This window comes from Actinoplanes sp. NPDC051343, assembly GCF_044455125.1.
GTDB lineage: Bacteria > Actinomycetota > Actinomycetes > Mycobacteriales > Micromonosporaceae > Actinoplanes.
In genome coordinates, this window is the sequence record NZ_JBITEL010000002.1 from 581,049 (window position 1) to 595,615 (window position 14,567).

Below are 14,567 nucleotides of genomic sequence, written 5' to 3' on the forward strand. Positions count from 1 at the left end.
GCGAAGATCGGATGCGTGAGCAGACGGATCTGGCTGTGGGGAACGGCGCACGCGGTCGACGACCTCTATCAGGGGCTGGTGCCGGCGACCCTGCCGTACTTCGTGCTGGATCGGCACTACGGCTATGTGGCCGCGTCGGGATTGACGCTCGCGGCGGCGCTCGGCAGTTCCGTGCCGCAGCCGTTCGTGGGGATCCTCGCCGATCGCTATCGGGTCGGGTGGATGGCGTCGGCCGGAGTGGCAACGGCGGGGATCGGGCTCGGTCTGGCGGGACTCGCGTCCGCGTACGAAATGGTCTGGATCTTGATTTTGATCTCGGGGCTGGGTGTGGCGATGTTCCACCCCGCGGCCGGGAAGGCGGCCCGCGAGGCGGCCGGGGACAGCGCCTCGGCGATGAGCATTTTCGCGGCCGGCGGGAAGGTCGGGTTCTTTCTCGCGCCGGTGCTGGCGACGCCGGTCCTGATCCGGTGGGGTGCACCGGCGACCGTGCTGTTCATCCCGCCGGCGGTGGTGATCGCCTTGATCCTGCTGCGGCAGCACCGCCGGGGACAAATCAGGCAGAAGGCCCGGGATCTCGTGGGGGACGATCGCTGGCTGCTCTTCGGCACACTGACCGCGATCGAAGTCGTGCGATCCACGACGTTCTTCGGGATCAACACGTTCATCGAGCTCTACTGGATCCGCTACCTGCATCTGGGCCGGACCGCGGCGGGCGCGGCGCTGGCCTGCTTCCTGGTCGGCGGCGTGGCCGGCACCCTGATCGGCGGGCGGATCGCCGACCGGTACGGGATGGTCCGCACGACCCGGTTCGGCGCGCTGATCGCCGTGCCGCCGCTGATCGCCCTGCGGCTGAGCACCGGCCCGATCGCGCCGCTGATCTGCGCGATCGCGGCCGGCATCGCGCTCAACATCCCGTTCGCCGTGCTGGTCAAGCTCGGCCAGGACTACCTGCCGCGCCGCCCGGGTACGGCCGCCGGGGTGACGCTCGGGCTGGCCGTCAGCATCGGCGGCCTGATCGCGCCGGTGCTGGGCGTGATCGCCCAGCACCGGGGACCGCAGGGCGTGCTGTCGGTGCTGTGTCTGACGCCGGTCCTCGCCCTCGTCCTGGGTCTGGCCCTGAAGGAGCCTCAGGTGAAGGAGCCTCAGGTGTTGGCGACGAAGGTCGGGAAGCTCTGAGCGAACTCGCCGACCTTGTCGTTCTTGACCGCCACCAGCAGTTGCTTGCTGCTGTCGCTGAGCGTCTCGACCTCACCGAGGCCGGCGACCGACTCGGGATGGAACTTGCCCTCGTTGGTCTTCAGGGTGACCAGGTTGTCGGGGCGGACAGCCTTCATCGCGAACACCCAGTCCTCGAGCGAGATGCCGCCGCTGTCCACGGTCATCGCCTGACCGAACGCCTTGAGCAGCCCCGGCAGCTTGGTCGGCGAGTCGAGGCCGTCCTTCACCGCCTGCTGCAGCAGCGCCTTGAGGAACTGCTGCTGGTGGCGCTGCCGGCCGTAGTCGAAGTCCTTGTTGGCGAGCAGGTCGCGCTGGCGTACGTAGTCGAGCGCCTCGTTCGGGGTGAGGCAGTGGTTCCCCTTGGAGTAGAACCACGGCGTCACGCCCGGGATCCTCGACTTGAGCGTGCCGTCCTTGTTGATGACGTACGGCTTGGCCTTGTTGCCGTTCTTGTCCTCGCCGATGTGGATCGAGGTGGTGTCCTCGTCGACGTACATGCAGACCTTGCCGAGCACCTTGACCACGTTGCGGAAGCCGGTGAAGTCGATGATCGCGCCGGCGTCCGGGGTGATTCCGGTCAGGTTCGTGACCGTGCGGGTGAGCAGGTCGAAACCGTGCGACATGGCCGCGTCACCGGCCAGGCCGCGGCTGCCGAAGAAGAACGCCGAGTTGATCTTCTGCTGGCCGCCCTCCCAGGACTGCTTGCCGTTTTCGTACGCCGGCACGTCGACCAGGAGGTCACGCGGGATCGACACCAGGTAGGCCTGCTGATGGTCGGCCGAGATGTGCATGATCATGATGGAGTCGGACCGGGTGCCGTTGGTCGCCGTCGCGTTCGGGCGCTGGTCGACGCCGACCAGCAGGATGTTCTTGGCACCCTTGATGTCGGCGTGCTTCTTGGTCGCCGACGAGCCGAGCAGGTCCTGCTGGGCCACCGACTTCGTGGCGGCGGCCAGGCCGGCCTGCACCGCGACCAGTGACCCACCCCCTACGACCAGCAGAATCACGCCGAGCCCGAGGCTCCAGCGGGCCCAGACGGGCGAACGGCGACGACGACGTCGGGCGTTGCGATAAGGCAAGACACTTCTCCCAGGCGAGGCGGTTCGTCACTGATTTCACGGATCCGGCGCGCCCGCGGATCGACCGACCCCGGAAAAATGTCTGCCCGCAGCCCGCTGTTAACCCCCGCGCCGCCCTCCACTCCTAACTTCGACCCCCATGTCCCCAGAGGTCAGCGTCGTGATCCCGACCTGCAACCGCCCCGATCTGGCCAGCCGCGCCGTGCGCAGCGCGCTCGGGCAGACGCACGAGGACCTCGAGGTCGTCGTCGTGATCGACGGCCCCGACCCGGCGACCGAGGAGGCGCTGGCCGCGATACCGGACGGCCGCCTGCGGGTGCTGACACTGCCGCAACGGGGCAAAGCCCCGAACGCGCGCAACCAGGGTGCCCGCGCGGCCACCGGGCACTGGACCGCGTTCCTCGACGACGACGACGAGTGGCTGCCGGAGAAACTCGAGGTGCAGCTGAAACTGGCCGCGACCGCGAAACTCCCGTCCCCGGTCGTCGCGACCCGCCTGATCAGCCGCACCCCGCGCGCGGACACGGTGATGCCCCGCCGGCTGCCCGCCCCCGACGAGCCGCTCAGCGAATACTTCACCGTCCGCAAGGGACTGTTCTACGGCGACGGCTTCATCCAGACCTCGACGATCATGGCCCCGACGTCGCTCGTCCGGCGCGTCCCGTTCACCGTCGGCCTGCGCCGCCAGCAGGAACTCGACTGGGCCCTGCGGGCGACCGCGCAGGAGGACGTCGAGCTGCTCTACGCCGACCAGCCGCTCGTCCTGTGGCACCAGGACGAGAACCGGGAACGCATCAGCCTGGAAAACCCGTGGGCCGAGCAGCTGGAATGGCTGCGCGCCAACCGCACGCTCTTCACCCCCCGGGCGTACGCCGCGTTCACGATGAGCGTGCTCAGCTCGATGGCCGCACCCACCCGCAGCCGCCAGGTCTTCGCCGAGCTGCTGCGCGAGGCCCGCACCGGCCGTCCGGGCGCCACCGACTACCTGACGTTCCTGCAGATCTGGACCCTCCCACCGGCTCTCCGGCACACCCTCCGCGACAAGATCGTCGGCCGGCGCTCCACACCCGAACCCGAAACCCCGACCCCGGCCAATGTCGCCTGACCACCGCGTCGTCATCTGGCGCAGCGCCCTGCTGTCCGGCTCGGAGACGTTCGTCCGCAACCACGGCGACCACCTCACGAGGTGGCAGCCGGCCTACCTCGGGGCAACCAGAACCGACTCTGCCCTGGCCCGCGAGACCGACGTCATCGCGTACCCCTGGCAGAGCGACCGGCTCCCCTTCCTCCGCCTCCGCCTGACCGGCGAGTCGCCGCGCCTGCGGCGACTCCTGGCCCTCGCCCGCCCCACCCTGGTGCACGCCCACTTCGCCGGCGACGGCTGGCTGATCAACGACTCGGCCCGGCGCCTCGGGGTCCCCCTGATCGTGACCACCCACGGCCACGACGTGACCCGGCAGCCGGACAGCGGCGGCCTGAAAGGGATTCGCTACCGGCGCAACCTCCGCTCGGTCTTCGACCGGGCATCCCTGATCATCGCGGTGTCCGAGGTGATCCGGGAACGCGCCATCGCCCGGGGGGCCGAGCCTTCCCGCGTACGCGTCCACTACACCGGAGTCCCCGTCCCGCCGGCATTTTCCCCGGTCCCCCCGTCCTGGGACGTAACCTTCATCGGCCGTTTCGTCGACAAGAAGGGCGCGGATGACTTGGTGGCGGCCTTAGGGATGTTGCTGCCGACCCGCCCGCGAGCCCTGTTCATCGGCGACGGACCGCTGCGACCGGCGGTCGAGGCGCAGGCCCGCTCGCTCGGCGTCGACGCGACGTTCACCGGTTCGCTGCCGCCGGCCGAGGTGTCCGCCCGGCTGGCCGCCTCGCGGATGCTTGCCGCCCCGTCCCGCACCGCCGCCGACGGCGACACCGAGGGCCTGCCGACGACGGTGCTGGAGGCGGGTGCGCTGGGCGTCCCGGTGGTGTCGACCTTCCACAGTGGTATCCCGGAGGCGGTGATCGACGGGACGACCGGCCTGCTGGGCCCGGAGCGGGACGTGGCAGCCCTGTCCCGCAACATCCTGCGGTTGCTCTCCGACGACCAGTTACGCGCTCGGATGGGCCGGGCGGCGCGGGCCCACATCACCGTGAACTTCAACCTGGCGACCCAGTCGCGCGGCCTGGAGGACCTTTACGACGAGGTCCTCGCCGGCCACCTCCAGCCGGCGCACCGGTGACCCCCAGTGCTTCGCCGACCACCGGCGGACGGTGTTCTACCAGCTGCGGCAACGGAGCTGAGTCACCTGCGTCCCCGGCTCGATCTCGACCGCAATCGGCATCGCCTGCGTGATCGCCGGGCTGGCTGCACCGCACGGCTGAGGCGGCTCAACCGGGCCGGAGGTCAGTTCAGGCCGGCCGAGCCGAGGTCGTGCCCGCCGCTCCACGCGTGCACGGTCACCGGGTGCGTGACCAGCAGACCGATCCCGGCCGGGCGGCCGTCGGCGGCCGGGAACGTGATGCCCAGGCGCGCGCTGCCCGGCGGCTCGACGGTCACGACCGCGCCGGCCTTGCACGAGTCGGTCAGGCGCACGTACTGCAGCTGGTTGTAGGAGGACTCGTCGATCGGGGACGGCAGCACCGGTGCGGCCGGCTGGGGCTCGGCCGGTGCGTCGGCGGCGAGGTGCTGCACGACGGGCACCATCGCGCCGGTGTGTACCGTCCTGCCGCAGATCGACACCTGGCCGTCGGGTTGGGTGTGCACCGGGCGGGCGCAGCCGGCAAGCATCACGATCAGCATGATGGCGCCGGCCGTGCGGCCGCGGCCGGACCGCCGGTGATGAAAGGTCAGGGGCGCCATGTGTTGAACGCCGGTGCCCTGCGTCCCGCTCGCCGCCACGACGGACACCGTACCGAAGTCGGCCGGCGGTGGCAGACGCTGCCGACCGTTCAGCTTTTCAGCTTGCGCAGCGCCCGTTTGGCGGCGCGCAGGCCGCCGTACGACGCCTTGGCCGCCTTGCCCGGCATCGTGGCCATCAGCATCGTGTTGATGCGGCGGACCCGTTTCAGTTCGGCCTCGCGACCCTGCAGCATCCCCTCGTACCAGTCGTGCCGGGCCCGCGCCTCGGCCAGCTCGCGGGTCAGGCGGTCGCGCTCCATCAGCAGTTCGCGCAGGTCGAGCGTGGGCTCGGCGGCATCGGCCGGGATCTCGGCGGCCTCCCGGCCGGCCATCGCGGCCAGCAGGGCGGTCAGGTCGGCCCGGTCGGCCGGGGCGGGCCAGAGGTACGCGTGTCCCTCGCGGATCATCGTCGCGGCGAGCCGGGCCAGGGCCGCCTCGGGCTGGGCGGCCGCGGCCAGCGGGGTGCGGGTGCCGTCCCGGCCGACCACGATGCGGTCGGCGGGCACTCCGGCGTCGGGGCCGCCCTGCCACTCGGCGAGCAGCTCGCGCAGGGCGGGCAGGTCCCGCCGGAGCGAGGCGGCCAGCAGCAGCTCGTCTAGCGTCGGGCCGACCGGAAGGTCCGATTCCACCGGGTCCGTCCCGACGACGGCGGCCGGCAGCGGCGGCAGCGGCGAACCCGACGCCCCCTGCGCAACGACGACCCAGCCGCACGCCAGCTCAGCCCCGATGCCCGCCCGCATCGCCCCCGCAGCAATCCGCCCAGGCTCGGCGAGCGCCGGGGCAAGGGGCGCCGCGGTCATGGACGCCGACCCGGCGAGCGCCGGTACAACGGGCGCCGCGGCACCGGACGCCGACCCGGCCGGTGCCGGGGCAATGGGCGCCGTGGCACCAGACCCCGACCCCGCGCGTGTGGCGTCGGTCGTGGGCGGGATCGCCTCGGCGGAGACCGCGCCGCCGGAACCCGTGTCTCCGCTGAACGCGGTTCGGATCGCCGCGGTGGCCCAGCCACGGACCGAACGGTCGGCCAGCAGCGATGTGCTCAGCAGCAGCGACGGGTTCCCCGGGCCGGGGAAGGCGCCGTAGGAAGCCCGCACCTCCAACCCCAGTTCACCCAGCGCCGACCGCAGCAGCGCGGGCGACGCCGGGCGCGACTCGTCGTACTCGTCCGCCTCGTCGCCCCAGTCGGCGTCGGCCGGAGACGGCGGGAGGGCCAGCATCCGGTGCAGCCCGAACAGGTTCTCGACGCCCAGCAGCAGGCGGCCGCCGGGGGCCAGCACCGACACCAGCCGGGCCAGCGAATCGGACCAGGTGGCGCCGGACGTCTCGTCCTCGGCCGAGCGGAGGCGGCCCAGGCCGTCCAGGGCGATCACCGTGTCGAAGGCGGGGGCCGCCGCCAGCTTGGAAAGACTCCCGCACAGCACCGTCGCATCGAAGCGGTCGGCCAGGTAGTCGGCGTCGGGCAGGCCGCGGACCAGCAGGGTCAGCTCGGCGGACGGCAACGCGGAGAGGAGTGCGGGGCTATGGGGCCCGGCCACGAGCGTACGCCTGGAAACCGCACCCAGCAGCGGCCGCAACGTGGCCGCCTGGACCGGCCCCGCGCCGTGCCGGCCGTCGAGGTCGGACCAGACCATCATCTCGCCGCCGATCAGCCGCGGGTTCACGAGCGAACTCCTACCGAAGAGGGCCACCGGAGCAGTTGGCGCAGCGCGGGCGGCGGAAGCAGCCGGTCGGCGCCGAGCTCGTCGATCGCCGCCTGCCGGGCGCGGGCGACGTCGACGTGCGGGCCGAGCATGAAAGGCCAGTTCCGCTGGATGAAGTCCTCGCCGCCGAACGCCGACCGCTCCCCCTCGAGCCGCATCGGGTCGCCGTAGACGGCCGGTTCGCAACCGGCCAGCGCGCCGTAGAAGACCGCCGAGCACAGGCGGTTGGAGGCGACCCGTTTATGGCGGCGCTGCTCGGCCAGCTGGCGCACCAGGAAACCGGGGTCGAGGTCCTTCCACCAGCCGCCGCGATAGCCGTGGCAGATCACCCGGAAGCCGGCCCGTTCGTAGGTGCGGCGCAGCCTCTTCGACCGGTATTCCTGCCAGTACAGGCAGACCGTGACCGGTCCTTCCTCGACCCGCTGGATCTCTTCGATCAGGCCCGCATGGTCACCGACGACATGCTGACCCTCCCAGCCGTGGAAAGGGTAGTAAATGGTGCCTTCGGAGGGAACCGGCGACGGCTCGGGCGGCGAAAGGGCCAGCAGATAGGCCCATGGGGAACCGATCGCATAGACCTGCCGCCGCCCCAGTGACCAGGCCCGCCGCTGCACCCGCGAGGACCACACGAACAGCGGTGCACCCGGAACAAACGCATGATCGGGCGCCATCCCGTCACCGATGTTCCAGCCGTGCTGCAGATATCCGTGAATCCGCGGCGGGTCGGCGGCATCGGGGAGACCGCACCAGCGAGCGAGCACGGCGGAATGGCCGTAGTAGTGATTGGCGTGGTGCACGGCCCGGCTCGACTCCTGCCAGCGGAACGGGTGACGCACCATCTGACTACGCCGAGACGTCCGGCAGATGAACGGATGCTCTCCGCCCGGGGGTCAATATCTTCCGGCGACGTTACGCGGTCCAGAATGGTCGAATGTCTCGCGGGTTGCGCTACTCCGACGCGGTCACTCTTCTCGGCGGTTCCGGCCCGCTGGTGCGCGCGGCCGACAAGGCCGCCGGGGCCGCGCTCACGCTGGCCACGGCCGGCGGCAGCGATCTCGCGCTCAGTCTTTTCGACGCCCGGTCGGAGGCGGTCAAGCTGAGCGAGGCGGCTATCGGCCGCCTTTCCGATTCCGTACGCGGGTTACGGCGCTACGACCGCACCCAGCGCCTCCACGCCGCTCACTCGGTGCTGGTCGTGACGGCCTTCTTCTCCGCGCTAGACGAATGCCTCGCCGAAACACGTGTCGCCTCGCCCGGTTTCTCCCGCGACGACCAGTTGATGCTGGCGGCCGCCCGCCGCGGGTCCGGCTGGGTGTCGGCCCTGCTGGACGCCGACCTGCCGGCCCCGTCGGCGGAACGCACCGCGCAGATGCTTCTCCGTGACATCTCGTCGTGGGCGTCCGCGGCCGGAACCCGGCTGTCCTCGTTCCTGTCCGGGCTGGCCGAGTGGGACCGGGCCGATTCCCGGGCCCGTCGTTCCCTGTCCGACGCGCTCGCGTCCCGGTTGCCCTCGCGCGCGGCCGAGCTCTACCTCGAATCGGCTCGCCGCCTGGCCGGCGACATCCCGGAGTTCGTCATCTGGCTCGGACAGCTCGAGACCCACGCCGTCGGCCGCGGCCTGGAGCAGCTGGAAGCCCTGCTCCGCCCGATCGGCTCGCACTTCGACCCGTCGGCCCGGCGCGCCGCCCTCGCCGCGGCCAACCGGGCCGTCCTCAGCAGTCCCGTCCTCGGCGGCGACGTCCACCAGCCCTCGCTCGGCGACGCCTACATCGACCCGCGTTTCCAGGTGAAAGCGGCCGGCCCGGGTGCCCGCCCGGCCGACGACAGCTGGTGGGACGCCGACATCCGCAACGACTTCGGCGACTTCCTCGCCACCTACCTGACCACCCCCGCGGCGACGCAGGCGCCGATGCTGCTGCTCGGCCAGCCCGGCGCCGGCAAGTCGTCGCTCACCCGCATCCTGGCCGCCCGGCTGCCCGCCGCCGACTACCTCGTGGTGCGGGTCGCGCTGCGCGAGGTGCGGGCCGAAGCCGCGATCCAGGACCAGATCGAGCAGGCGATCCGCTCGGCGATCGGCGAGACCGTCTCCTGGGCCGCCCTGTCCCGCGACGCCGACCGCGCCCAGCCGCTGATCCTGCTCGACGGCTTCGACGAACTGCTGCGGGCCACCGGCGTGCACCAGTCCGACTACCTGCAACGGGTCTCCGACTTCCAGCGCCGCGAGGCCGCCCTCGACCGCCCGGTCGCGGTGATCGTCACCAGCCGGGTCGCGGTGGCCGACCGCGCGCGGCTGCCGCCGGGCGCGCTCGCCGTACGCCTGGAACCGTTCGACGAACCGCAGGTGGCCCGCTGGCGCGAACTCTGGAACGCCGCCGACCCGGCCCGGCGGCCGCTGTCCCTGTCGGTGCTGCGCCGCTTCCCCGATCTCGCCTCGCAGCCGCTGATGCTGCTGATGCTCGCGCTGTTCGACGCCTCGACCTCCGAGCTGGGCGACCACGACTCGCTCGACACCGGCCAGCTCTACGAGCGGCTGCTGAGCGAGTTCGCCCGGCGCGAGGTCGGCCGCTCGTTCTCCGGCCCGGACGCCGACCTGCCGCGCCTGGTTGAGCAGGAACTGCTGCGCCTGTCGGTGGTGGCGTTCGCGATGTTCCACCGCGACCGGCTCTGGGTCACCGAGGCCGAGCTCGACAACGACCTCGCCGGCCTCGGCCTGCTGTTCGCCGACCGCGCGTCCGACCGCCCGTCCGGCTTCCGCACGCCGCTGACCGCCGGCCAGGAGATGGTCGGGCGCTTCTTCTTCGTCCAGCGGTCGCAGGCGCAACGGGACGGGCAACACCTTCAGGCGTACGAGTTCCTGCACGCCACCTTCGGCGAATACCTGGTCGCCCGCCTGACCGTCCAGGCCCTGCACGACGCCGTGGCCCGCGACGCCGCCGGCACCCTGGCCCTGCAGCCGCAGAGCGCCGACGACGACCTGCTGCAGTCGCTGCTCGGCTACACGCCACTGACCGCCCGCGCCACCGTGCTGCCGTTCATCACCGGGCTGATCGACGGCGCGTCCGCCCGTCCGTGGCTGGTCGACCGCCTCCGCGCGGCGGTGCTGCGGCCGCAGTGGAAGCCCCGCGCCTACCAGCCGGTCGACCGCCGCAGCGACTTCTGGACCGCCACCTACTCGTTCAACCTGGCCCTGCTCGTGCTGGCGTGCGGGCAGCCGCTGCGCGCCTCGGAGCTGTGGCAGTACGCCGCCGACCCGGCCTACTGGATGCGCATCACGGCCCGGCTCTGGACGGCCGCGGTCCCGTCGTCGATGTGGCTGGACTCGCTCTCCCCGATCACCGTCTCGCGGTCGTGGGCTCCCGACCGCCGCCGCGACATCGTCCTCTCGGCGGCCGGCCGCCCGGCGCCCAGCCGGGTCGACCTGCTGTGGTCGTTTCGCGTGCACCCGGACGACCAGCCCGACCCCGGCCTGTCCGGCTTCCACGACGACACCTCGTTCGAGATCGCGCTCCGCGCGATGTCGCTCGACGGCTACCTCTCCACCGACCTCCTGCGGCACGCCCTCGAACCGCTGATCGAGACGATGCCGTCCGCCCTGACCGAGGTGGTCGTGCACGGCCCCGGCGACGCGGCCTCGATCGCGCGCACCCTCCTCGACGTCTGGCTGGCCGGGTTGTCTTCCGACGACGCGCAACTGGCCCGGGCGTACGTCCGCGCCATCGAAGCGGTGAGCGCAAGCCGCGCGCCGGGCCGGGCCACCGCCCTGCTCGCGGCTTCTTTGGAACGCGACGCCGACCGCCTGCCCGCCGCCCTCGTGACCGCCTGCCGTGCCGCCCTGCCCGCGCTCCCGCCGACGTGAGACGCCTCAGCGCGCGACGCCTCAGCGTGAGACGCCTCAGCGCGCGACGTCGGTGCCGAAGGCTCGCTCGCGGCCCGCTTCGACGTCGCTCGCCAGGGCTTCCAGGCTGCTCCGGGCCAGGCCGTAGGAATCGGAGCCGAGCAGCTGGTGCAGCGGCGCCCGCTCCGAGGCGGCGACCTCGATGATGGCGGCGGCGACCTTCACGGTGTCGCCGAGCTGCGTTCCCGGCATCGCCAGGTGCGCCTCGGTCATCTCCCGGATCGCCTCGTAGCCCGCGGCGGTCGCGGCCGGCCGGCCGAGGGATGACGGGCGCAGGAAGTTCGTCCGGGTGTACCCCGGCTCGATCACGGTCACCCGGATGCCGAAGCCGGCCACCTCGGCGGCGAGCGAACCCGATAGGCCTTCCAGGGCATATTTGGCCGCGCAGTAGAGCCCCCAGCCGGGGAAGGCGGTGAGCCCGAGGATCGACGAGATGTTGATGATGTGGCCCCGCCCGGCGGCCCGCATGCCCGGCAGCACCGCGCGCAGCACGTTCCAGACGCCGAAGATCTGCACCTCGAACATCTGCCGCACGTCGGCATCGGTGGCCTCCTCGACGGCGCCGAGGTAGCCGTAACCGGCGTTGTTGACGACCGTGTCGATCGCGCCGAACCGGTCGGTCCCGGTGCGGATCGCGGCCGCCACCGCCTGCTCGTCGCCGAGGTCGAGCTCGAGCGGCAGCAGCCGGTCGGAGAACTCCGAGCCGAGGGCGCCGGCTAGTCGCGGCACCGAACGCGTGGCGGCGACGACCTCGTCACCCCGTCGCAGCAGCTGCCGGACCAGCTCGAGGCCGATCCCCTGGGAAGCTCCGGTAACAAACCATGTGGTCACGGTGTACTCCTTCTCTCGCCCTCCAGGTTGCGGGCCGGACGCCGGCTTCCCCATGGCCGGCCGCGCCCAGCTCTGCCGGGGAACGGCATGCCCTCCCAAGCCCTTCCGGACCCCTCGCCGGCGACCGATCATGGAGGCATGACCGGGCTGGGCGATTTCCTCCGCAAGTGCCGCGCCGACCTGACCCCGGAGGACGCCGGCATCGGCGGACCGCTGTCCGGTAGGCGGGTCCGCGGGCTGCGCCGCGAGGAGGTCGCCGCGCTCGCCGGGATGAGCGTCGACTACTACAGCCGGCTCGAGCAGGGCCGGCACACCAGTCCCTCGGACGCCGTCATCGACGCGTTGGGACGCGTCTTCCGGCTCGACGCGGCCGGCCGGGCGCACCTGGCCGACCTGGCCCGCCCGGCGCGCCGGGCGGCCGCACCGTCTCCTTCACAGCGGGTCCGGCCGGCCATGCACCAGATGATCGCCTCGATGACCGACCATCCCGCGCTCGTTCTGGGCCGCCGCACTGACGTCCTCGCGTCCAACCGGCTCGCCCGGGCGCTGCTCACCGACTGGACTGCGGTGCCGCCCCGGGACCGCAACTACGCCCGCTGGATGCTGCTCGACCCGGCCGCCCGCGAAGCCTTCGACGACTGGCCGGCCGTCGCCGCCGAGGTCGTCGGCACGCTGCGCCTGTACGCCGGACGCAACCCCGGCGACTCCCGCCTCGACGAACTGGCCGGCGAGCTGACCCGCAGGAGCGCCGATTTCCGCACGTGGTGGAACGACCACCAGGTGCACGAACGAACGCACGGCACCAAACGCATGCGGCATCCAGCCGTCGGTCCGATCACCCTGCGTTACGAGGCCCTGGTGCTGCCCGGCGACCCGGATCAGACCCTGTTCCTCTACACCACCGACCCGGGCAGCGAGTCGCACGACAATCTCCGCCTGCTCGGCCTGCTCGCCGACGTACCGGGCGGCCCGGCTACCGCCCGGCGGGACCCGGCAGGCGGACGGTGACGGTGGTCCCGGCGGGCTTGTTCGGGGCGAGGGTGATGGTTCCGCGCTGCCGTTCGACGATGGCGCGGGACATCGCGAGCCCGAGCCCGCTGCCCGGTATCCCGCTGTGCCGGGCATTGTCGCCACGGTAGAGGCGGCGGAACAGCTGGGCCTGGTCGTCGGCGGGAAGGCCGATGCCGGTGTCGGCGACGGTCAGCTGGGCGGTGCCGTCGACGGTGGTGGCGACGACGGTGACGGTGGATTGTTCGTGGCTGTACTTCAATGCGTTGTCCAGCAGGCCGTGCAGCATCTGCGTGAGCCGCTCCGCGTCTCCGGTGACCATCAGGGTCCCGGGTGCCCGGACCTCGACCGTGATGTCCCGTTCGGCAGCGTAGGTGGCGGCGTGAGCGACGGCGGCGGCCACGACGTCGGCCAGGTTGACGTCATCGGCCGCGATCGGGAGATGGCCGGTCTCGATCGCGGCGAGGTCGAGCAACTGCTCGATCAGGTAGCGCAGGCGGTGGGCGTTGCGGTCGACCACGCCGAGCAGGTCACGTGTTTCGTCGCTCAGCTCGGGGCTGTCGGACAGCAGCTCGACGTACGCGGCGATCGACGTCATGGGGGTGCGCAGCTCGTGGCCGACCAGTGCGATGTATTCGTCCGTCGTGGAGGCGAGACTGCGTTCCAGCTCATCGGCGCGGCGCTGCTCCCAGGACGCCCCGACAGTGTCGGTGATGCCGGTCAGCAGCAACACCATGGCCGGGTCGGGCTCCTGATCGTCGTCGGTGTAGAACGTCAGGACTCCGGTGACGCGGTCGCCACTTCGCACCGGGACGGCTCCGGCCGCGTGGCAGTCCACGGCCGCCGCCACTTCGGGCAGCACCGGTGAGCCGGGCCCGCCGATGTCGGCCGTCCAGACGATCTCGCCACTCCGCCAGCAGGAGCCGGCCAGACCACATCCGCGGCCGAAGCTGGTCGGCAGCGGCAGTTCGGGATGGCCCTCGGCGGTATAGACCGCGACCGGGCGCAGGCGGTCGATCACCGGGTCGAGTTGCCACAACCGGGCGTGCCTCCAGCCCAATGCGGTCGCGAGAATCCGTACGACACTGTCGGCGGCGGCCGCCGGGCCGGGGCCCAGGGCGAGTGCTTTGAGGATGTCGTTCTTGCACAGTTGGTAAACGCGCGACCGGTAGGCGGTGCTTACGTCGTGCACGGCGGACACCGCGCCGATCACGGTGCCGTCATCGTCGCGTACCGGGACGGCGTTGATGGTCAGCCAGCGACGCCGGCCGTGCCGGTCGACGGCCTGGAGGCCGGCGTGCCGCACCGTGTCGCCGCCCAGCGCCCGCAGCAACGGAATCTCCTCGGCCGTCAGCGGCCGGCCGTCGTGATGACCCAGCCCGAGACGGTGGACCCACTCCTTGACCGGCGCGCCGGCGCCTTCGTCGTCGTGGAAGTCGCGCAGAAAGTCGTTGCACAGCATCAGCCGGCCGTCGATGTCGCATGCCGCCAGGCCCGCGTCCACGTTGCCGAGCATCGCCTCGACGAACGCCGGGTCGAGCGTCGAGACCGCATTGCGGCATCCGTGGCTCTCCTTGGCCGCGCCGCTGTTCAGATGCTCTTCCAAAACGGCGGACAATTCCTTGATGTCGAAGGGTTTGCGCACCACCGCCACCGCGCCGGTGTCCTTCAACCGCGAATCCCCCGGCAGCAGGAAGGCCGTGACGAGGAGGATCGGCACGGCGGCCAGGAGCACGTCCTCGCGGAGCGCCCGGCACAACTGCAGGCCGTCCATCTCCGGCATGTCCACGTCGGCGATGATCAGGTCGGGCCGCTCATGGGAGGCGGCGACGAGCGCGGCCCACCCGTCGTCGGCGACCGTGACGTCGTGGCCGAGCCGGCGAAGCACGCGGGCCATCAGCCGCTGATGATCCGGATTGTCCTCCGCGATCAGCACCGCCGCCATGGGGAAA

The 14,567-nt window shown here is 71.8% G+C and carries 11 protein-coding genes; 5 read left to right on the plus strand and 6 right to left on the minus strand.

The window, feature by feature from the left end:
* Positions 1 to 15 precede the first annotated feature (15 nt).
* A complete protein-coding gene (locus tag ACIA5C_RS09655; protein WP_396052888.1) occupies positions 16 to 1,176 on the plus strand; it encodes an MFS transporter in 1,161 nt (386 codons plus the stop codon).
* Here ACIA5C_RS09655 and ACIA5C_RS09660 read toward each other — a convergent pair.
* Complete coding sequence (locus ACIA5C_RS09660; RefSeq protein ID WP_396052889.1) at positions 1,143 to 2,297, minus strand: LCP family protein; 1,155 nt, start codon at positions 2,295 to 2,297, stop codon at positions 1,143 to 1,145. The two genes, ACIA5C_RS09655 and ACIA5C_RS09660, sit on opposite strands and share 34 nt — an antisense overlap.
* A 139-nt stretch (positions 2,298 to 2,436) precedes the next feature.
* Between ACIA5C_RS09660 and ACIA5C_RS09665 the strand changes: the two genes are divergently transcribed.
* On the plus strand, positions 2,437 to 3,402 hold the full coding sequence (locus ACIA5C_RS09665; RefSeq protein WP_396052890.1) for a glycosyltransferase family 2 protein: 966 nt from the start codon (positions 2,437 to 2,439) through the stop codon (positions 3,400 to 3,402).
* Complete coding sequence (locus tag ACIA5C_RS09670; protein ID WP_396052891.1) at positions 3,392 to 4,522, plus strand: glycosyltransferase; 1,131 nt, start codon at positions 3,392 to 3,394, stop codon at positions 4,520 to 4,522. Before ACIA5C_RS09665 ends, ACIA5C_RS09670 begins: the two co-directional genes overlap by 11 nt.
* A 164-nt stretch (positions 4,523 to 4,686) precedes the next feature.
* Here ACIA5C_RS09670 and ACIA5C_RS09675 read toward each other — a convergent pair whose 3' ends face one another.
* The 3 genes from ACIA5C_RS09675 to ACIA5C_RS09685 are packed head-to-tail and all read right to left on the minus strand — an operon-like array spanning position 4,687 to position 7,678.
* Positions 4,687 to 5,181, minus strand: a complete 495-nt coding sequence (locus ACIA5C_RS09675; RefSeq protein ID WP_396052892.1) for a hypothetical protein — start codon at positions 5,179 to 5,181, stop codon at positions 4,687 to 4,689.
* Between the two features lie 50 nt (positions 5,182 to 5,231).
* Positions 5,232 to 6,842 (minus strand): hypothetical protein, encoded by a 1,611-nt coding sequence (locus ACIA5C_RS09680; protein WP_396052893.1) that lies wholly within the window; start codon positions 6,840 to 6,842, stop codon positions 5,232 to 5,234.
* The gene (locus ACIA5C_RS09685; protein WP_396053103.1) at positions 6,839 to 7,678 is read right to left on the minus strand and encodes a hypothetical protein; all 840 of its coding nucleotides are present in this window, start codon (positions 7,676 to 7,678) and stop codon (positions 6,839 to 6,841) included. The genes ACIA5C_RS09680 and ACIA5C_RS09685 overlap by 4 nt, the downstream gene beginning before the upstream one ends.
* A gap of 134 nt (positions 7,679 to 7,812) precedes the next feature.
* On the opposite strand from ACIA5C_RS09685, the gene ACIA5C_RS09690 reads away from it, so the two are divergent.
* Entirely contained in the window at positions 7,813 to 10,737 is a 2,925-nt protein-coding gene (locus tag ACIA5C_RS09690) for an NACHT domain-containing protein (RefSeq protein ID WP_396052894.1), read from the plus strand.
* A gap of 36 nt (positions 10,738 to 10,773) precedes the next feature.
* On the opposite strand, the gene ACIA5C_RS09695 is transcribed toward ACIA5C_RS09690, so the two are convergent.
* Positions 10,774 to 11,607, minus strand: coding sequence for an SDR family NAD(P)-dependent oxidoreductase (locus ACIA5C_RS09695; RefSeq protein WP_396052895.1), 834 nt, complete (start codon positions 11,605 to 11,607; stop codon positions 10,774 to 10,776).
* A 138-nt stretch (positions 11,608 to 11,745) separates the two neighbouring features.
* Here ACIA5C_RS09695 and ACIA5C_RS09700 point away from each other — a divergent pair, with 138 nt between their 5' ends.
* The gene (locus ACIA5C_RS09700; RefSeq protein WP_396052896.1) at positions 11,746 to 12,615 is read left to right on the plus strand and encodes a helix-turn-helix transcriptional regulator; all 870 of its coding nucleotides are present in this window, start codon (positions 11,746 to 11,748) and stop codon (positions 12,613 to 12,615) included.
* Here the strand turns inward: ACIA5C_RS09700 and ACIA5C_RS09705 are convergent.
* Positions 12,581 to 14,560, minus strand: a complete 1,980-nt coding sequence (locus tag ACIA5C_RS09705) for an ATP-binding protein (protein ID WP_396052897.1) — start codon at positions 14,558 to 14,560, stop codon at positions 12,581 to 12,583. The two genes, ACIA5C_RS09700 and ACIA5C_RS09705, sit on opposite strands and share 35 nt — an antisense overlap.
* Positions 14,561 to 14,567: the final 7 nt, after the last annotated feature.

Excerpts from the sequence above, each read along its gene's own strand:
- ACIA5C_RS09665 (WP_396052890.1), top strand. The coding sequence starts at position 2,437 with ATGTCCCCAGAGGTCAGCGTCGTGATCCCGACCTGCAACCGCCCCGAT.
- ACIA5C_RS09700 (WP_396052896.1), top strand. The coding sequence starts at position 11,746 with ATGACCGGGCTGGGCGATTTCCTCCGCAAGTGCCGCGCCGACCTGACC.
- ACIA5C_RS09690 (WP_396052894.1), top strand. The coding sequence starts at position 7,813 with ATGTCTCGCGGGTTGCGCTACTCCGACGCGGTCACTCTTCTCGGCGGT.
- ACIA5C_RS09705 (WP_396052897.1), bottom strand. The coding sequence starts at position 14,560 with ATGGCGGCGGTGCTGATCGCGGAGGACAATCCGGATCATCAGCGGCTG.
- ACIA5C_RS09670 (WP_396052891.1), top strand. The coding sequence starts at position 3,392 with ATGTCGCCTGACCACCGCGTCGTCATCTGGCGCAGCGCCCTGCTGTCC.